This window comes from Actinotignum timonense, assembly GCF_900155575.1.
GTDB classification, from domain to species: Bacteria; Actinomycetota; Actinomycetes; order Actinomycetales; family Actinomycetaceae; genus Actinotignum; species Actinotignum timonense.
Window position 1 is genome coordinate 844,384 of the sequence record NZ_LT706966.1, and the last position, 19,417, is coordinate 863,800.

Consider the following 19,417-nt stretch of genomic DNA (forward strand, 5'->3'; position numbering starts at 1 on the left):
TACACCGCGCGTTGCGCGATGTACGCTGCGATTCACGAGGCAAGGCCAGCCCGAGCCGGGCGAGAGTGCATCGCCTAGCCAGGCCGGCCTGCTCCGCCTAGCTGAGCTGGAGCATCACCTTGGACGACCCCGTGGACCGGTCATCGGCGGTGGCGAAAGCGGCTGCGGCGTCGTCGATCTTAAATTCGTGCGTGAGCACGGGCGAAACGTCCAATCCGCGCGCCATCGCGTCAATCGCGGCGTCCATGGACTCCGGGTTGAACCGATACGAGCCCCTGTACGTGATTTCGCGGGTGACCAGCTGCCCGAGCACCACGGAGACCGCGCCGGCCGGCAAGTTCCCCACCTGCACCATGGTGCCGCCGCGCACGGTCGCCAGCAAACAATCGCCGATGGCAACGGCGGCGCCGGACGCTTCGATGGTGACGTCCACGTCGGCGGGAAGCTCCTCACCGGCGCTGCGGTTCACCGTGCTGGTAGCGCCCATCGCGCTCGCAATCCGCAGGGATTCGGCGGCCACGTCGGAAGCGATAACCTCGCGCGCCCCCGCGAATTTCACGGCGGCCACGGCCAACGCCCCGATCGGGCCCACGCCGTTCACCAGCACGCGCTTGCCGGACAGATCCCCGGCCAGGCTCACGGCGTGCATCGCCACCGCGAGAGGTTCGGCGACGGCGCCTTCCTTCGTCGACACGTTCTCCGGCAGCGCACGGAGCTGATCGGGCCGCACCACCCGGTAGGTGGAGAAACCGCCCTGCTCGTGCGGGAAGAAAGCCGCGGATCCGAAGTAGCGGACCTCCGGCCATAGGTTATCTTTGCCGCGGGTGCTTTCCGGGATATCGTGTTCGCCCACGAGGGTCGGCGGGTAGATCGCCACCCGCTGGCCCACCTCAACTCCGGTCACGCCCGCGCCCACCTGGTCCACCACGCCGGCAACTTCGTGGCCGAGGATCAGCGGTTCGCGCATAATCGCGGTCCCGGAAGCACCGTTCTTCCAGTAGGACAGGTCGGAGCCGCAAATGCCGCCCCATTCCATGCGGACCCGCACCTCGCCTGCGCCGGCAACCGGGTCGGGAACCTCGGTGATATGAATCTGCTTGGGGGTATCGGTACGAACTTGTACAGCCTTCATTAGAATGCATCCTCCTTGAGAGTGAGGTCGCGCCCGGTAATTTCGGGCATGAGCCACGCGGTGATATGGGTGACTCCGGTGTAAACAAACATGAGAATCGCGCAAGCGATCCAGGAACCGCCGAAGAGTTGCACCAGGCCAGCGGCGATCAGCGGGCCGAAACCGGCGGTGATCATATTCGGGATTTCCTTGGCGAGCGCCAGCTGCTCGTAGCGGTGCGCGGAGCCGAAGCATTCGGCCATCGTGATGTTTTCCAGGGAGAACATGGCCAGCACGGTGATGTTGTGCAGCACGATGTACCCGATGAAGAACAACAGGGTGGGGGTGCCGTAATGGTCCACCATCTGCCCGTCCACCAGCTCCGGCGCATTGAGTTCACCCAGGAACCGCGGGGAGACCATGAGCAGGAAGCACGGAATAATGAGGAGAATCCCCAGCCCGGTGACCAGGCGGTAGGTGCGCTCGCGGCCGATGCGGTCGCCGATCCAGCCGATAATCGGCACGGTAATGAAGCCGGCCAGCGAGGAGTAGACCACCACGGCGGAAGCCACGTCCTTGGCCACCAGAATCTGGGCGGTCAGGAAAGTAATGAGGTAGGTCTGCACCATGCCGGAATTACCGGACTGGCCGAAGCGCAGCAGGAAGGCCGCCATGAACGCCTTGAACGACTTCGGGGTTTTGGCGAGTTCTTCCACGGCGGCTTCGCGCTGGGCTTCGCGCTGGGCGGCCTTAGCCGCCGCCTTCCGCTCGGCGCGCGAGGGAAGCGGTTGGTCGTAGGTGGCCACCAGGGCGGCGTCGTCCAGAATCTCCCCGCTGGTAGCCGCCTCGAAAACGGGCGATTCCTTGAGGTGCAGCCGGATAAATACAGCCAGGCCCATGAGTACAACCGAGGCGATGAAGGGGATACGCCAGCCCCACGCGACCACGGTGTCGGTGCCCATGGTGGCGAGCATGATCGCCCAGATCGCGCCGGCGCCCAGGGTGCCGGTATTGGTGCCGAGGGCCACCAGCGAAGAAATAATGCCGCGGCGTTCCCGCGGGGCGTATTCGGCCAGCATCACGGAGGCGCCGGCAATTTCCGCGCCGGCCCCGAAGCCCTGGATAAGCCGCAGAATCACCAGCATAATCGGCGCCCAAATGCCCACCACTTGGTAGGTGGGGAGGAAGCCGATGAGGGTGGTGGCCACGCCCATCATGGCGATGGTAATAAAGAGGACTTTGGTGCGGCCGATGCGGTCACCGAGCCGCCCGAAGTACCAGGCGCCCAGCGGGCGGGCCACGTAGCCCACACCGTAAATGGCCATAGCCCCGAGGATGGCCATGGACTGGTGGCCGGCGGGGAAGAAAATGTCTTTAAAGACGAGCGCGGCGGCCAGGGAGTACAGCTGGAAGTCCATGAATTCCAGAGCTGTTCCGAGCCAGCCGGAAACCGCGGCCTTGACCAGGTCCGAGGTCGAGCGCGTGGGCACCGGGGCGGTTACTGTTCCCGGCGGGTGTTGTTTGGACATGAGGTGCCTTCCACATTCACTTCGTTGTGTTAACTGAGAAGAAGCTGCTTTCCGGGCGGATTGCCGGAGGGATAAGCGAGCTCCGATGGCTTCAGTATCGCGGCGGGAATACGCCGAAATCACGCCCGAGAGACGGCGATATTTCGATATGTCATATGCGGATTTCGAATAGCGATACGCGGGCGGGGTGGGAGCGAGGCGCTCACGGTGGGCGTGGCAGGGCGGTAACGCGGGCGAAGCGCCGCGAGATTCCGCGGATAACTCGCCCACCCGGGTGGGTGCGGGCGGTGGTGGAACGACGACGCCGCCCCGGCGGCGCGCAGCCGCGCGCCGCCGGGGGAGCCGACTCGCCGCGAAAGAACTTGAAATGCGCCAGGTAAATTATCGGAGAGCTCGTTGGTGCCACATAGTCGTGGCGGGTTTTATGCGCATCGACCGACTTGAATGGTTGGAGTCTTTCGTTGCCGTTGCGAAATTATCGTCCTTTTCGCGGGCGGCTCGTTTGCTCCACAGCAGTCAGTCGCGGGTATCGCTCCACGTTGCGAATTTGGAGCGGGCGACGGGTCATACCCTGGTGGATCGCAGCCATGTTCCCTGCACCCTTACCGCGAAAGGGGAAACGTTCCTACCGCGCGCCGAGGAGATCTTGGTGAAGCTGCGCGATGCGGTCGATGAGCTCAATACCGAATCGGGCAGCCTGGTGGGCGCGGTTACCCTCGGGGTGATTCCTTCTATCTCGGCGGTGCTATGCCCGGGAATGCTGGCGCAATTACAGCTGGAGGAGCCCGGTATTTCCGTTAATTTGCTGGAGCGCACCTCCGCGGAATTATTGGAGAAAGTGGGGGCCGGGCACGCGCAGCTGGCCATCGTTTCACAATTTAGTTCGCTGCCCTCCATTCCTGATTCACAGCGCCTGTGGTGGGAGCCGTACGTGGCGGTGGTCCGCCAGAATTCCCCGGATTTCCAGGGCGTGGAGGTGGTGGCTCCCGGAGATCTTGCGGAGGTCACCCTGGGGCTGACCGGCGCACCGGGCCTGAGCATCGACCCGGAAATGCGCGCCGCTTTTGATTTATGGGAGTTGGAGCCGCGTATCGCGGACTTCCGTACCGAGCAACCCCAGACTCTCCTCAATATGTGCAAGGCCGGGCTGCTCACCCCGGTTATTAACCTGCTGGCTTTTCGCAGTTGCGATCACGAGGGGCTGCGCGCGATTGCTATCGCGGGTGATTACGGGCGGGAAGTTTCCGTGGTGGCGAATACCGCGGTGCCCCTCACCCCGATTGGCCAGTATGTGCGCGATTTGATCCTGGCGATTCCGCTGCCCGCCGGCGTGCGCTCCCTCCAGCCGCAGCGGAGTGATGCGGGGGATACCAGCTAGCTCCGAACCCGGGAAAAGCCTGGAAGCTTTGCGCAAAACATGGCAGCGGAGCTGGAAATCCGCGCCGGCGCCTGGCAAAATTGGGTATGTCGCACAGGGCGACTGTGTCAGAGTGGACACTCTGAAGTCACAGCATTTTGTACATGGCCCGGGTTTCCGGGCGTGGGGGCATTGCGGCCTGCCAAGGGGCGGCGTCGTCGTACCACAGCTGCTGGAGCTTCGGGTGCCCGCAACGGCACTCTTCACTCGGATCGTCCGGCACGTACCTGCCGGTGAAGGGACCAGTAATGGCATCTGTAACATTTGAGAACGCATCGCGTATCTACCCGGGGTCGGATACCCCGGCTGTCAATCAGCTCAACCTCGAAATTGCTGACGGGGAATTCCTTGTTCTTGTTGGCCCGTCCGGCTGCGGTAAATCAACGTCGCTGCGCATGCTCGCCGGGCTGGAAGATATTAATGACGGGCGTATCTATATTGGGGACCGCGATGTCACCAATGTTTCGCCTAAGGACCGCGATATCGCGATGGTGTTCCAGAATTACGCTCTCTACCCGCATATGTCGGTGGCGGAGAATATGGGCTTCGCGCTCAAGATCGCGCGCACCCCGAAGGAAGAAATTGATAAGCGCGTCAAGGAAGCCGCCCAGATCCTCGACCTGACCGAGTACCTGGATCGCAAGCCGAAGGCGCTTTCCGGTGGGCAGCGCCAGCGCGTGGCGATGGGCCGCGCGATTGTGCGTAACCCGCAGGTCTTCCTCATGGACGAACCGCTCTCCAATCTGGACGCGAAGCTCCGCGTGCAAACCCGCACCCAGATCGCTACCCTGCAGCGCCGCCTGGGCACCACCACGGTGTACGTCACCCACGACCAAACCGAAGCGCTGACCATGGGCGACCGCATCGCCGTGCTCAACTTCGGGGTATTGCAGCAGGTGGGCAGCCCGGATGAGCTGTACAACCGGCCGCAAAACGCTTTCGTGGCGGGCTTCATTGGTTCGCCGGCCATGAACCTCGGCACCTTTAATATTGAGGGCGACGACGCAGTCCTCGGCCAAGCGCGCATTCGCCTGCCCCGCGCGGTGATCGATGCGATCACCCCGGATGACAAGGGCAAGGTCATCCTGGGCGTGCGCCCCGAATCCTTCACGGAGCTCACGCGCGAGCCCGGGGAAAGCTCGGTGCCGATCATGGTGGATATGGTCGAGAACCTGGGTTCGGATAACTACGTGTATGGCGAGATCGCCGGCGTGGAGAAGTCCGGCTTCGGCTCGGGCGATGGCTCCTCCCAGGTGGTTGTGCGGATTCCGCCATTCAAGGCCCCCGCGGTGGGTGACACCGTGTACGCCACCCCGAACCTGGATGCTATCCATGTGTTCCATGCCGGGGATGGCACCCGCATCAACTAGCCGGGGTAGCACCCGCGGGGGTAGCACCGCATCGCCTATCCCGGGGTAGTGCCCGCATTATGTAGGCGATGCAAGGCTGCTAAGGCAGTGGCCTGATTCCCAGGGCCGGGGCGCACGCGCCCCGGCCCTGCGTCGTCGTTACTCAATAATGAGCGCGCAATCGTGCCCCATGTGGGCCGTGGCGAAAATCACGCGCTTTCAGCTGGGATTATGCATAACCGCGGCGCAGAACTGCCCGGACGTGACTTTTCCGCAGCTCAACACGGGTGATCTGGGCCGCCCGGTCACACGTGCCCGGGCGTTTCTATCCCGGGATTCTGCATACTTTCAGCGTAGTATGCACTCGATGAGACCTACTGCTCAAAACTTTTCAGGCGCGGTGCCTAGACTTGCCAGCATGACGGAAAGTGCCACTCCCGCTGCCTACCCCGGTGCGGGCGTCGTTCGCGCGCTGGCGGAACGGCCCCGCATTCTTGTTGTCTGTACCGGGAATATTTGCCGATCTCCCATGGGGGAAATCGTGCTGCGCCAGCGGTTGCGCGATGCCGGTATTGATATTGCGGTGGCGTCCGCGGGGGTTTCGAATGAGGAATCCGGCAACCCGATTTACCCGCCCGCCCAACGCACTCTCACCGAACACGGCTATGACCTGCCCGATCACCACCGGGCCCACCGCGTCACCGCCGAGGAACTGGAAAACGCCGGCCTGATTCTGGCCATGACCACGGGGCACGCCCGGGCGGTGCGCCGGCTGTGCCGCTCCCTCTCCCTTTCGCTGACCAATATTCACCTGTGGACCGAGTTCGCGCTGCCGAAGGTAGGGATCGCGCCGGAGGGCGTATTCGGGCACGGCGGCATTCTTTCCGACGACGCCGGGCGCGCCTCGGGTCGCCAGCATTCTTCCGATTTTTATTATTCGTCCGGCGAGTACGATGTGCCCGATCCGTGGGGCGGTTCGGCGCGCGAATTCGAAGCGACGCTCACCTGCGTGGAAGCCGGCTCCGAGCGCCTCGTGGAGCTGCTGCGCGGTCACCTGCCCGCATCGCGGTGAACGCTCGGTCTGAGGTGGGCATTCAGCCTGAGGTGAGTACCCAGCCCGCGGCGCGCGCCCGTATAGTTATGCGCCGGCGGAGGGTGTTGTTCGGCGCGCTCGCGGTGCTACTGATTGCCCTGGCGGTGCTGGCCGTGCGCCAGTTCCTCGCGGCCACCTATTACTCTCCCGCGGCCGTGGCCAGCAGATATATGGCCGCCCTCGAAGAAGGCCGCGCTCGCGAGGCCCTGGACCTCACCGATCCCGGCGCACTTTCCGGATCCTTCGCCCTGCTGAGCGACGAAGTCTATCGCGCCGTCCCGGGCCGCCCCGCCCATTTCCAAGTGCGCGAAACCAGCAGCATCGAAACTGAAACCGGCGCCGGTAATGGCGCTGACTCCGGCAATGGCACCGGCTCCGGCAATGCCGCCAGCGCCGGCACCGAAACCAGCGTGCGCGTGGACGGCGTCGTCAGCTACAACGGCACCCAAGAACCCCTGAGCCTCACCCTGGTGCGCCGCGGCACCACCCCGATCCTGAGCCCGCGCTGGCAGGTGAGCGAGGGCGCCCTCGGCCAGCTGCGCGTGGAGCGCGATGCCGATCGCGGCACCGAGCAAGCTTCCGGCGGGGGCACCACGCCCACTACCGGCAGCGAACCGCCCACCGTAGGCGGCGGCCCAGCCTCCACCCCTCCCACCCTCACCAGCATCAACGACGTACCCGTCGCCCTCGCGCCCCAGGAACCCGCCCCGGCCTTCCCCGGCGACTACACCGTCGCGGCGCCCGGCGATTCGCGCTACCTCACCTTCGGGGCCGGCGCCACCGCCACGGTGCGGCCCGGCCAGACCGCGACCGCGCGTCTCAGCGCCCAGGCCACCCCGGCCGCGGGCGAACGCGCCGTGGAACTGGTGGAACGCCTCGTGGAAAGTTGCGTGCGCGGTGATGGTACGACGACGCCGCCAGCTGGCTGCCCGGCTACTTTCCGCAAGGATCGTACGTTCGGGGATACCCGTAAGGAGAAGCTGAGCTGGAAAGAGAAGCCGCAGGTGAGTGCGTCTGTGGAAGGGCTGGGCGGAACCGTGAGCGTGCGGGGAGGCGTGCTGGAGCGCAGCTACGAGTGGCGGCTTCTTGCCCCGCTGAGCTGGGAGAAACGCTCGGATACCGCGCGGGTTTTCGAGGGGGAGCACGCGGTGCGCTTCCGGGTGGAGAACGGGGACGTGGTGCTGGAAAGTGAAAGCCTGCGCTAGCCCGGGTTACCATGGAAAGCGCTAATAACGGCGCGAGAGAAGAGGAAGGACGTATGAGCACCAATGTTGTGGCTGAAATTTGGCGGGAAGGCAACCTCCCGGCGGCGCGGCCTATCGATCATGCCCGGCGGGTATGCACCGGCACCCTGTGGGGCCTGGGCGCGGGCGTGGTGCTCGGACTCATCGCTTTCCCGAATGCCCTGGTCGGTTCGCGTGCGTTTTACTTGATCCCTGCCTTCGCGGTGGTGGCTTTCCTGCTGGCGCTGCCGTGGCTGATCCGCGATAAAACACCGGTCGCGCCCGGCGTGGACGTGGTTGCTCGAGTGCTGGGGACCGACGAAAGCCGGCGGATGCGCACGGTCGGCAATAGCCGCCGCAAGCAGGCGCTCATGGTGCCGGTGGTGGTTCGCCCGGTGGATAAATCCGCAGATTTCCGCACCGTTATCGCGGTGCATGGCGCCGAGCAGGCAGGCTTTGCGGAGAGCAAGCCCGGCACTCTGCTCCCGCTGCGCCAAACCGAAAAGGGCTACGGCGGGCTCGCCAACGTGGAGGAAGCCAGCCCGGAACAAGAAGCCCTCATGCGTTCCTTGGAACAGCGCCCCAAGCTGCTGCCCAATACCGCGCCGGTGCTGCCGTTCAAGCCGCAGTCCCTCGACCGGGTCACTACCGGGGATCAGCTGGAATGGTGGGGCGGAATGATCGCCGGCGCGCTGCTCGCCGCCGTCATCATGGGCATCGTCAGCCTGCTGTAATTCCAAGAAGTACGACGACGCATATATGCACCCGGCCGCTTAGGCGCATCGCGGCTCGGCCATGACGAGAGCCCTCACAACTACATCTCAGGAAGCCATTGCACACCGCTGGATAATTCAGTTAACATACATTGAAGGCGGACGAGACAGTTGCCGTCAGAACGAACCTAACGCACCTGATAAGCGATGACGCCGATCAGAAATATGCGGGCTCTCACGCCACGGTCCGCCATCCTTGTTTCCTCTCAATACTTATGAGGATCCCATTATGTTTGTTCAAAAAATTAGCTCGCGGCCCGTAGTATCTCTCGTGGCTGCTGGAACTTTAGCGCTCGCGCTCGCGGCTGGCGGGTGCTCATCGGAAAAAGGCACGGAATCCGGTTCGGTCGGGGCTGCGCCTACGTCCGTGACTAGCGATGCGCCGGTATCAGCTGCCGGTGGCGCGGATGAAGCTTTCGCGCGGGTTTCTGCAGCTCTCGATGAGGAACTCAAGGAGTCGGGTGCGCAAAAGAACTGGAATATGATCTACGGAGCCGGGAACGCTCGTACTTTAACGGAGCTTTCGGAGCGGACGATTCCGGGTCATACGGATCTGAAAGAAAAGACCGTACTCTCCGGGGACGGAATAGTTGAAGTGAATGACACGGAGTTGGCTCCCATTGTTGCTCTCGACAAGAAGAATTCCACGCAACTCGTGAGCGCTCTGGAGAAGAATTTCGGGCTCGGCCCGCTGGATGAAAACACCGCCCTGGATTACGCGGCTGTGTTCTATGTGGAGTGCGGTGGCGTTGGTGTGGAACGCGGGGGAGATAAGTGCCAGGCGCCTGCTGGAACTGATGGTTTCGGCGCGCTCCAGACCCTCAACTACGCGGAGGGGAAACTGGGGTCAGCCTACTTCTGGCACGTGTCACCTCAGGGAAACCTGGCAGATAACGTCTGGGAAAAGTACGGAAACTCCACCGTCGATTTCGAAGCAACACGGGGATTCTTCGTGACCGAGAAGTGATGGGGTGCTCGGCTCTTAGGGCCCTTAGCTGGCCAATAGCTTCTGAATGCGCTTGACGGAAACCTTTTCCTTGGTGCCCAACTGCTGGGCGAAAAGCGAGACGCGCAGTTCTTCCAGGAGCCAGCGGGCATGGTTGAGCACTCGCGCGCGGCCCGGATCGAAAGCCGCGTAGCTGGCTTCTTCGCGGGCACTTTCCACCGCTTCCGCCGCGGTTTGCACCTGCCAGGCGAGCGAATCATCGGCTGCCGGATTCACCGCGGCCTTCTCAATGCGCAGTTTCGCGGCCTGGAGATAACGCGGCAAATCCCAGAAGCGTGCTGCCGGCGTGGCTCGCACAAAATCGGCGGGCATGAGCGCATCCAGATGGGCGCGCTCGTCGCTCATTGTGGCAAGCAGCGCCACCGAGCGGTTATCCCGCACCAGCTGTTCCACCTCTGCCCAGGCGGCCGCGGCCTTGCCCGCGCCCTGCGCGATCAGGAACACTTCGTCCTCGAACTCGTCACGAGCCCACGCCTGCAATTCCTCGAATTCACGCCCGGAACGCAGCTCTTCAGGGCTGGCATCATTGGCCGCACCCCAGCGGTCGGCAAGATTCCGCGCCGCTGCCCACTGCAGATCGGCCACCAACGCTGCCGTGGACGGAGCCGGGCTACCCGCCAGCTGCAAAGCCAGCTCGCCATCCCAGCGCGAGGTAATCCGGCCCTCGGGCAGCGCCAGCGCATCCGCGAGCAAACGAATCACGCCGCCGCGGTGCACCCGCACCTGTTCACCCGGTTCCGCCACCACATCGAGCACAATCTTTCCGGCGCGATCAGCGAGCGCCGGGTAAGCACGAACGGTCCCGGCCGGGCCCTCAGTTTCGATAACCGCCGGGATAATCCCCTGTTCTACCTCGGGCCAGCCGGTCAAAGCATCCCCGGATGCGAGTTCGGTGGCGGCCGCCTCGGCCGAACTGGTGGTGCTGGACGAACTGGTGGCTGACGCGCTCGCGGTGGGCTTCGCTGAGTCCGGTGAACCGGGGGCAGGATTCGAACCGGTACTACGAGAGGTAGCGGAAGGTTGCGCCCTGCGCAACCGCGCCCGTGCCTCATCGAGGGCCTGGGCCACCGCCCCGGCCACCACGTTTTCCACCGCCGCCTTCGTTTGCGGGGCAAGACTGCGCTGTAAATACTCGAGCGACGTTGATTCCTCGAGCACCGCACCCCGCTCCGAACGCACCCGGAAATTCACAGTCAGATGCGCGGGCAGATTCACCTCCTGCCATGCGGCGTCGTCGATCTCAATACCCCGCACGCGGGCCGTAGCCGCGCGAAAAGCCTCCTCGAAAGAAATCGGTTCCGTTCCGTGCACGTCACCGCCGTGCACGTTACCGCCGGTCGCGTTACCGTCCGCGTCACCCCCGCGCGCACCGGTACCGCCGTGTACGGCCTCCTCCCAGGTGGGCAGCACCGCGCGGATATCGCGGGCCACGTCGGGCGCGGGCACCAGGTTGCGGCGCACGCGTTTGGGCAGCGCGCGGATCGTGGCGACCACGAGTTCGCCCAGCATTCCGGGCACCAGCCAGTCGAAACCGTCCGGGCGCAGGCGCGGGAGCAGCGCGATGGGGACGTCCACGGTGATGCCGTCGTTGAACGAGCCCGGCGCGAAGGTGTAGGTGATGGGCAGCGTGATATCGCCCTGGCGCCATTCGGTGGGGAAGTCCTCTTCCGCGGCGCTTCCGCCGGCCCCGCCCAGCAGGAAATCCTGCGTGAAATCGAGCAGCTCGGGGCGAGCGTGGCGTTCTTTCTTCCACCAGGAATCGAAATGCCGCCCGGAGACCACGTTCTCCGGGATGCGCTCCTCGTAGAACGCGGCCAGCGCGTCACCATCGGCCACCAGCCCGTGGCGGCGCAGCTTATCTTCGGTGCGGCCGGCCTCCTCGAGGGCGGCGCGGTTGCGGGCCAGGAACTCGTGGTGGGTGCGCCACTCGCCCTCCACCAGGCCGTGGCGAATAAACATCTCGCGGGCCAGCTCGCGCGCCGCATCCGAACCGGAAGTGGCGAGCAGCACGGGACGGTCCGCCACCAGGGTCACCCCGTAGAGCGTCACCTTTTCGTGGACCATCGCCGCGCCGTTCTTCGCCGACCAATACGGTTCCGAATAGGAACGCCGCACCAGCTTCTTCGCCAGCGGCTCAATCCACTCCGGCTGGATCGCGGCCACGGTGCGGGCGAACAGCCGGGAAGTTTCCACCAGCTCGGCGGCCATCACCCACTCGGGGGTGCGCCGGTGCAGGCCCGAGCCCGGCCAAATCACGAAATGGGTGCCGCGCGCGCCCAGGTAATCGCGGCTGCGCGGGGAATAATTGCCGATATTGGACAGCAGCCCCACCAGCAGCGACCGGTGAATCGCCCCCGACTCCGGGGTATCCGAACCGCGCCCGAGCTCACGGCAGGCATGAGCAACCGCCCCGGAATTCGGTGCCCCACCCAGCTGAGGCGCACCGGCCCCGGCTTCGGCCGCGGCGCGAATCTGCTTCGAGCTGGGCAGCGCCAGGCGGCGGATCGTCAGCTCCAGCGGCCGCGCCATCTGCTCGAGCTGCGCCACCACATCCGCCCACTCGCGATAACGCAGGTAGTTGAGGAATTCCGCGCGGCACATGCGCCGGAACGCCGAACCGGACAGCTCGCGGGCCTGGGTGCGCAGATAGCGCCACAGCGTCAGATACGCGAGGAAATCCGAGGAGCCGGCCGTGAAACGCGCGTGGAATTGATCAGCCTGGGCGCGTTTCTCAGTGGGGCGCTCGCGCACATCCTGCACCGACAGCGCCGCCACCAGCACCAACACTTCGGAAGCACACCCGTTGCGCTGCGCCTCGATAAGCATGCGGCCCAGGCGCGGGTCAATAGGCAAGCGCGCGAGCTGCCGCCCGATGGCGGTTAGGCGCGGGGCGTGGCGCTGCGCGGCGCGGCTACTTTCCGTCCAGCGGCTTTCCGGGTGGTCGCTCCGTGCGGGGTCGCTGTCCGCGGTGCCGCGCTCGGCCCCAGCCGCGCCCGCAGCACCAAAGGCCCCGTACGTTATCGCCCCGATTTCTTCGAGGAGCTGGGTGCCGGCTCGCACCGCCCGCGCTTCGGGTGGGTCAATAAAGGGAAAATCGTCGACGGCGCCCAGCCCGAGCGCGAGCATCTGCAAAATCACCGCGGCCAGCGACGTACGTTGAATCTCCGGCTGGGTGAATTCGGGCCGAGCCAGGAAATCATCCTCGGAATAGAGCCGGATCGCAATCCCGTCCGTCACGCGCCCGCACCGCCCCGAACGCTGATTGGCGCTGGCCTGCGAAATCGGCTCGATGGGCAGGCGCTGCACCTTCGTTTTATTCGAGTAGCGCGAAATGCGGGCGGTACCTGGGTCGATCACGTATTTGATCCCGGGGACCGTCAGCGAAGTCTCCGCAATATTCGTGGCCAGGATAATGCGCCGGTAGGGCCCGGGCTGGAAAATCCGGTGCTGTTCCGCCGCGGAAAGCCGCGAAAACAGCGGCAGCACCTCCACGGCACCCGGCGCGCTGGAGCTCCCCCCGGGCGCCACATACCGCGCCCCGAGCTCATCATCGAGCGCCTTCGCGGTATCCCGAATCTCGCCCTCCCCGGAGAGGAAGACCAGAATATCGCCCTCGCCTTCCGCCATGAGCTCCTCGGCAGCCGCCACGATTCCACTCACCTGATCGAGTGCCGCCGCCCGGCCCGGGGTGCGCGGCGCGGTTACGCGCTGCGCACCGGCGTCGTCGTACTGTTCTTCCTGGTCTGTGCCCTGTTCCTCATCGAGGGGCCGGTATCGGATTTCCACCGGATACGTGCGCCCGGACACTTCGATGATGGGCGCGGTGTCGCCGGGGCGGCCGCCCGCGCGGTGCTCGCCGAAATGCGCGGCGAAGCGCTCGGTGTCGATGGTCGCGGAGGTGATGATGACTTTGAGGTCGGGGCGCGCGGGCAGCAGGCGCGCGAGGTAGCCGAGGATGAAGTCGATATTGAGGGACCGTTCGTGCGCTTCGTCGATGATGAGGGTGTCGTAGCGCAGCAGTTGCGGATCGGATTGGATTTCCGCGAGCAGGATGCCGTCCGTCATGAGTTTGACGAGCGTGGTGGGGCCCACTTCTTCGGTGAAACGCACCTGATAGCCGACGGCGCCGCCGACTTTTTGCCCCAGTTCGGCCGCGATGCGTTCGGCAACCGAGCGGGCGGCGATGCGCCGCGGCTGGGTGTGCCCGATGAGCCCGGTGATGCCGCGGCCCAGCTCCAGGCAGATTTTCGGCAGCTGCGTGGTTTTCCCGGAGCCGGTTTCCCCGGCGATAATAACCACCTGGTTCGCGGCGATGGCCTCGCGGATCTCCGCGCGCCGAGCGGAAACGGGCAGGGTTTCCGGGTAGGTGATGTGCGGAACAGCGGCTCGGCGCGCTTCGAGTTGCGCGGGGGTGAAGGGCCGCGGCCCGCGCGGGTTGTTGCGGTTGCGGCGGGCCTTGTGGTGATTGCGGCGGCCGTTGCGCTTGCCGGAGGGCGCTGCGGGTTCCTGAGACTTATCCATATCGTGCCTCATTATTCCACGCCTCCCCGGAGCTTCCTACCGGTTGGGGTTGCCCGCGGGCTAGTGAAACAGGTGGGGCCCGGGCGATTGCCCGGGCCCCACCTGCGTCGTCGTGCTAAAAAGCGCTGCGCTGGAAAGCGCCGTACGTAAAAGCGCCGCGCTGGAAAGCGCCGCGGCTCAGACGCGACTACACGTCAGAACGCGAGAAGCGCCAGCCACCCAGCGCGAGCAGCACCACCGCCAGCGCGCACCCCCATTTGTCTATTAGCCCTCCGCTTCTTGGCCGGCTTCAGCTTTGCTGGTTTACCATCAATGGAGCTGCTGAATGATGGGGAAGTGCCTCTTGTTCATCATTTGCTAGTGGTTTTGCTTGGGAAGTGGCATTTGTCCATCATTGAGCCTGGGTTTGTGCGTCGCGGTGACTTAAAATTTACGTCATGAGGCTTGAAGACTTTACTGCCCCGCAGATGGGTTCGTTGGTGGACATTGCGGGCAGTGATCCCATTTTGGGTAGTTGGGAGCATAAGGCGTTCGTGCCCGCCGTGCTTCCTTCTGAGATGCCTGAGCTGTCTGGGCGGACTGTCGTCCAAGTCGCAAATGCCAGGTCTAGCTTGGCTGCTTTGGACGCTGTTGCTTTACAGCTTCCTAACCCTGCTCTTTTCAGAAGTTCTGCTCTTCGTCGGGAAGCGCAAAGCACCTCTGCTTTGGAAGGCACATATGCTCCTCTGGAGCGAGTCATGACAACTGATGTTGACTCGCCAGAAGACGAGACCATGCGTGAGATCGTCAACTATCTGGATATGTCCTATGCGGCTTTTGAATGGTTGAGTTACGGGAGAGAAATATCTGTTGGGATGCTTACTGCCCTGCAGGGGGAGCTGGTGAAAGGCACTCGACTGGCTGGGCAATCCGGACGGCTGCGAGAGCGTCAGGTTGTCATAGGTAAGCGAAGTAGCGCCAAAGCAAATGAGCCAGCGATACTTTCCTCTAGGTTTGTTCCAGCTCCTCCGGGGGACTTGCTGATTTCGGGCGTCGAAAGGCTGGTGGAATGGATAGGGCAGGATCATTCTGAGCGGATAGACCCCGTGGTCGCCGCCGCAATGTCGCATTATCAGTTTGAGACTCTACATCCGTTTATGGATGGCAACGGCAGGCTCGGTAGGCTGCTGATAGTTCTGCACTTGATGTCTCAGGGTGTGCTTTCCGAGCCGATGCTTTCCGTTTCGCCTTGGTTTGAAGCCCGTCGAGCAGAATACTATGACCGGCTGCTTGCGGTAAGTACCGCCGGTAACTGGGATGAGTACGTCGAATTTTTCGCCAGAGGAATAGGGCAATCGGCCAGCCAGGCCTTGCGCCAGGTGCAGGAGCTGATGCGTGTTCGAAATGTGCTCAAAGGCAAAGTGCGTGATTCTGGTCTACGTTCAGAAGCGGGTCTGCGTGTGGTCGATTTAGCCATCGCGAAAATCACTTTCACGACTAAGGCGCTAGCGGAAGAACTGGATCTTTCAGTGGCGCGAGCGGGCGAGCTAATTAGGCAGCTAGAGAATCTGGAAATCTTGGCCGCCGTCAACGAGAGCGCTCGGCCGAAAGTGTATTTCGCGCCTGCGATCGTTCGGGTGTTGGTTTGAGCCTGAGCCGACAGCGGCCTTCGGGGCGCTTTGGCGGGCATCTCGGCTGGCTTTTCCGGCTGTGAGGGGGTGTGCTTCTCCTGCTGGTTTACCATCACAAGCGCCGATGAATGATGGGGAAGTGCCCCTTGTCCATCATTCGCCGGTTTGCCTGACTCGTGCAGATTAGTGACCCGACTGCCGGCTGCTGAGGGGTGGTGGGTCACTAAGGCTGTGCAAGTCAGGCCGGAGCTTCCTACCGGTTGGGGTTGCCCGCGGGCTAGTGAAACAGGTGGGGCCCGGGCGATTGCCCGGGCCCCACCTGCGTCGTCGTGCTAAAAACGCCGCGCTGGAAAGTGCCGTACGTAAAAGCGCCGCGGCTCAGGCGCGACTACACGTCAGAACGCGAGAAGCGCCAGCCACCCAGCGCAAGCAGTACCACCGCCAGCGCGCACCACAGCCCCAGACCGATGGCCGGGCTGGAAACCGTGAACGAGGTGACGTCGGCGCCGGCGTTGAGGCCGGGCGGGCTGAGCGCCGCGGTGAGGAGCATCGGCGGCAGGTAGGGGATCACGAAACTGCGCACGAACTCGGAGGGAATAAGCGCGAGCACCGGGGACAGCATCATCACCGCGAGGATCAGCACGATGGTGCCGGCGGAACTGCGCAGCAGATAGCCGATTCCCAGGGCCATCCACGCGGAGGTGACCATGGCGATGATGAAGTTGAGGTAGAGCCACCAGGCGTCGCCGCTGAAACCGATGGTGAGGCCGAAGAGGGTGCCCACCACGGCGCCCAGCACCAGGAGTACAAGCGTGGTGACCAGGGCAATCAGGCTGAGCGCGAGGGTGCGGGCGGCCACGTTGCGCCAGCGGCGCGGGTCGGCGCTCACGGTGGAGCGCATGGTGTTCGCGGCGTATTCCGAGCACACCGTGACGGCGCCGAAAGCCACCATGATGATCTGGAAAATGGTGCTCGCGCTGATGAGGACGTAGGCGGCGAGCGAATGCTCCGCGCCCATCGCGGTGGCGTAGGTGTTGAGTTCGAGCTCGCTGGAACCCCAGGCGGTTAGCGCGGTGATGGCCAGCGAGAAGAGGGTGCCGATGATGAGCGTCCAGCGCAGCGAGGGCAGCGTGAGGATCTTGCGCAGTTCGGAGCGCACGGAGCGGCCCAGCGTGACGCGGTAGCTCGGCGCGGCGAATTGGCTGATGCGCGGGGGGAGCTGAGCTAGCTGCGGCGCGGCGGCACCGGGAGCGCCGGGGCCGTGCGCGCCGGGGCTGGCGGGGACATAAGTAGTGCTCATTGGTGGCCTCCCGGGAGGTTCGTGGCGGGGCGGCCCGCGCCGTATTCGACGTCGTGGCCGGTCAGGTCCATGAAAATATCTTCCAGCGAGCGGTGGATGGTGGCCAGTTCGTCCAGCTGCACCCCCGCCTCGAAGGCGATTTTGCCGATGTCCGCGCGCGAACCGCCCGAGATCGCGAAGCGGGCGATGGGTGCGGGTGCCGCGGTTGTGCCCGGCGCGGCCGTCCCGGCCGATGCGGCGGCTGCACCCAATGCGGGCGCCCCCGCCGCCGCGGGCCCTGCGACCTCGCTAGCATCCTGGAAGTCCAGCCCGGCTGCCCGCAGCGCGCTCTCCAGGCCAGCCCGGTTCGGGGAAGCCACCAGCACGGTGGTATTCGCCGCGGCCTCGGTGAAGCTTTCGATGGGCCCGAAGGCGATCATGCGCCCGCGCCCGATGACCAGCAGGTCGTCGGCGGTTTGCTGCATTTCGCTCATGAGATGCGAGGAGACCAAAATGGTGCGGCCCTGCTGCGCGAGCGTGCGCATGAGCAGACGCACCCAGCGCACCCCGTCCGGATCCAGGCCGTTTACGGGTTCGTCAAAGAGCAGCACTTCCGGGTCGCCCAGCAGCGCCGCGGCAATCCCGAGCCGCTGGCCCATGCCCAGGGAGAAGCCCTTGAGCTTGCGCTTGGCCACGCTCCCGATCCCGGTCAGCTCGATCACTTCGTCCACGCGCCGCGCGGGAATCCCGTGGGTGGCCGCCAGAATCTGCAGGTGGCTGCGTGCGCTGCGCGAGCCGTGGAAGGCCTTGCCGTCCAGCAGTGCACCGACCGTGGTGAGCGGGGAGGCGAGCTGCTCGTAGGGCAGCCCGGCAATGAGGGCGCGCCCGGAGGTGGGGCGATCCAGCCCCATAATGCAGCGCATCGTGGTGGATTTACCCGAACCGTTCGGGCCGAGGAACCCGGTGATTTTCCCGGGCTGGAGCTGGAAACTCAGGTTATCAACCGCGGTGGTCGCACCGTAGCGTTTCGTCAGGGCTTCGACTGTTATCACAGGCAGTCCTTTCGTGCTGGATTAGGCAACGTCGCAATTCTACAGCCGCCCACTTTGCGCCGCTGTGCCGTACTGCGCCGTCGTCCCGCGTCGTCCCGCGCCGCCGCCCCGCCCGCTCCCCGGTGGCGCTCATCTCATGGACGCACCGCCGCCCCGTGTCTCGCCGCCCCGTATTCGCGCAGTCCTAGAATGTGCCTATGCCGCAATCCTCACGCACCACACCGTCGCCGTTGCCCGCCGCGGGCACCTCTGCGCCGGGCACTCCCGCGCAAGCGGCGGGGCGGCCCGCACCAGCGGCACGACCCGAGCAGCCGGCACCCCGCACCACCCGCATCCGCGCCCTGGACGGCATCCGCGCGCTCGCGATCATCGCGGTGGTGCTCTATCACATGCGCCCGGCGCTGCTCACCGGCGGTTTCGTGGGCGTCACGGTGTTCTTCGTGCTGTCCGGCTTCCTCATCACCCGCAGCGTGCTGCGCGAGCTGAGCCGCGAACGCCGCTTCTCCTACCGGCGCTACCTGCGCCGTCGCCTCCTGCGCCTGTGGCCCCCGGTTCTCGTCACCATCGCGGGGGCTGCGCTCCTCAGCTACCTCATCGCGCCCAGCCTCCTCCCGAAAGTCCAGGCCGACGCCCTCCCGGCCGCGCTTTTCGCGAGCAACTGGGTCTATATTTTCCGCGAGGTCCCGTATTTCGCGGCGTCCGGCCTGCCCTCCCCGCTCACACACCTGTGGTACCTGGGGGTCCTGGCTCAGTTTTACCTGGTCTGGCCGTTTATCCTGCTGGCCCTGCGCCGGGTGCGCTATTCGACGCTCCGGATCGTGGCGGGCCTGGCCCTCGCATCCGCCCTGCTCATGGCCGTGTTGTTCTTCGCGGGCCCGGATTCCACCCGCGCCTACTACGGTCTGGACACCCGCGCCGCTGAACTCCTCATCGGCGCGCTCGCGGCTCTCGTTTCGCCCTATGTTGCGTCTTTGTGGCCGCGCGCAGATAGTACGACGACGCCGCAGCCTCCCGCACATTCCGCCACCGCCGCTTTCGCGTTGCGGGTGGGCACCGGCGCCGCTCTCCTGGCTTTGCTGGCGCTGGCTGTATGGGCGGATGGTGAATCGGCCCTCACGTACGCGGGTGGTTTAACGACGACGGCGCTCCTGACCGCCCTTATCGTGCTCACTGTGCACAACCCGCGGCTGGGCCTGAGCCGGGTGCTGGCCAGTGCGCCTTTTGCCTATGTGGGTTCGCGGTCCTTCTCCCTGTACCTGGTTCACTATCCGCTGCTCTTGCTCATGAATCCGGCTACCCGCACGGCGGAGATTTCCGGGGCGGCCAAGATCGGGCAGCTGCTGGTGGTGGGCCTGGTGGCGGAACTGTTTTATCGCTGCGTGGAGCAGCCGAGCGCGCGCCTGGCGCGGGCCGGCTGGCGCGCGGGTTTGCGCGGCTGGTGGACTGGCCTGCGC

12 protein-coding genes and 1 pseudogene are annotated in these 19,417 nt (G+C 64.8%); 8 read left to right on the forward strand and 5 right to left on the reverse strand.

All coding sequences use genetic code 11. The annotated features are described in order from the left end of the window. Positions 1-97 precede the first annotated feature (97 nt). Positions 98-1,132, reverse strand: a complete 1,035-nt coding sequence (locus tag CZ322_RS03545; protein WP_087070244.1) for an L-idonate 5-dehydrogenase — start codon at positions 1,130-1,132, stop codon at positions 98-100. Then, the gene (locus CZ322_RS03550) at positions 1,132-2,640 is read right to left on the reverse strand and encodes an MFS transporter (protein ID WP_087070245.1); all 1,509 of its coding nucleotides are present in this window, start codon (positions 2,638-2,640) and stop codon (positions 1,132-1,134) included. The genes CZ322_RS03545 and CZ322_RS03550 overlap by 1 nt, the downstream gene beginning before the upstream one ends. A gap of 424 nt (positions 2,641-3,064) precedes the next feature. Here CZ322_RS03550 and CZ322_RS03555 point away from each other — a divergent pair, with 424 nt between their 5' ends. The 6 genes from CZ322_RS03555 (at position 3,065) to CZ322_RS03580 (ending at position 9,462) form a co-directional block, all read left to right on the forward strand. Next, complete coding sequence (locus CZ322_RS03555; protein ID WP_158319014.1) at positions 3,065-4,018, forward strand: LysR family transcriptional regulator; 954 nt, start codon at positions 3,065-3,067, stop codon at positions 4,016-4,018. A gap of 287 nt (positions 4,019-4,305) precedes the next feature. Further along, positions 4,306-5,427 (forward strand): ABC transporter ATP-binding protein, encoded by a 1,122-nt coding sequence (locus tag CZ322_RS03560; RefSeq protein ID WP_087070247.1) that lies wholly within the window; start codon positions 4,306-4,308, stop codon positions 5,425-5,427. Between the two features lie 397 nt (positions 5,428-5,824). After that, the gene (locus CZ322_RS03565) at positions 5,825-6,478 is read left to right on the forward strand and encodes a low molecular weight protein-tyrosine-phosphatase (RefSeq protein WP_087070248.1); all 654 of its coding nucleotides are present in this window, start codon (positions 5,825-5,827) and stop codon (positions 6,476-6,478) included. An 86-nt stretch (positions 6,479-6,564) separates the two neighbouring features. Further along, positions 6,565-7,704, forward strand: a complete 1,140-nt coding sequence (locus CZ322_RS03570) for a hypothetical protein (RefSeq protein WP_087070249.1) — start codon at positions 6,565-6,567, stop codon at positions 7,702-7,704. A gap of 53 nt (positions 7,705-7,757) precedes the next feature. Continuing rightward, positions 7,758-8,456, forward strand: coding sequence for a hypothetical protein (locus CZ322_RS03575; RefSeq protein ID WP_087070250.1), 699 nt, complete (start codon positions 7,758-7,760; stop codon positions 8,454-8,456). Positions 8,457-8,724: 268 nt separating this feature from the next. Next, entirely contained in the window at positions 8,725-9,462 is a 738-nt protein-coding gene (locus CZ322_RS03580) for a hypothetical protein (protein WP_087070251.1), read from the forward strand. Positions 9,463-9,486: 24 nt separating this feature from the next. Here CZ322_RS03580 and hrpA read toward each other — a convergent pair whose 3' ends face one another. Beyond that, the gene (hrpA, locus tag CZ322_RS03585) at positions 9,487-14,022 is read right to left on the reverse strand and encodes an ATP-dependent RNA helicase HrpA (protein WP_087070252.1); all 4,536 of its coding nucleotides are present in this window, start codon (positions 14,020-14,022) and stop codon (positions 9,487-9,489) included. 437 nt (positions 14,023-14,459) lie between these two features. Between hrpA and CZ322_RS03590 the strand changes: the two genes are divergently transcribed. Beyond that, positions 14,460-15,650: a Fic family protein gene (locus CZ322_RS03590; RefSeq protein ID WP_234984444.1), complete on the forward strand. Its 1,191-nt coding sequence runs from the start codon at positions 14,460-14,462 to the stop codon at positions 15,648-15,650. 370 nt (positions 15,651-16,020) lie between these two features. Here CZ322_RS03590 and CZ322_RS03595 read toward each other — a convergent pair whose 3' ends face one another. Then, entirely contained in the window at positions 16,021-16,932 is a 912-nt protein-coding gene (locus CZ322_RS03595; protein ID WP_087070253.1) for a hypothetical protein, read from the reverse strand. Then, on the reverse strand, positions 16,929-17,963 hold the full coding sequence (locus tag CZ322_RS03600) for an ABC transporter ATP-binding protein (protein ID WP_087070254.1): 1,035 nt from the start codon (positions 17,961-17,963) through the stop codon (positions 16,929-16,931). Before CZ322_RS03600 ends, CZ322_RS03595 begins: the two co-directional genes overlap by 4 nt. Positions 17,964-18,160: 197 nt before the next feature. Here CZ322_RS03600 and CZ322_RS03605 point away from each other — a divergent pair. Beyond that, a pseudogene (locus tag CZ322_RS03605) lies at positions 18,161-19,264 on the forward strand (acyltransferase family protein); the annotation flags it as partial. Positions 19,265-19,417 lie beyond the last annotated feature (153 nt).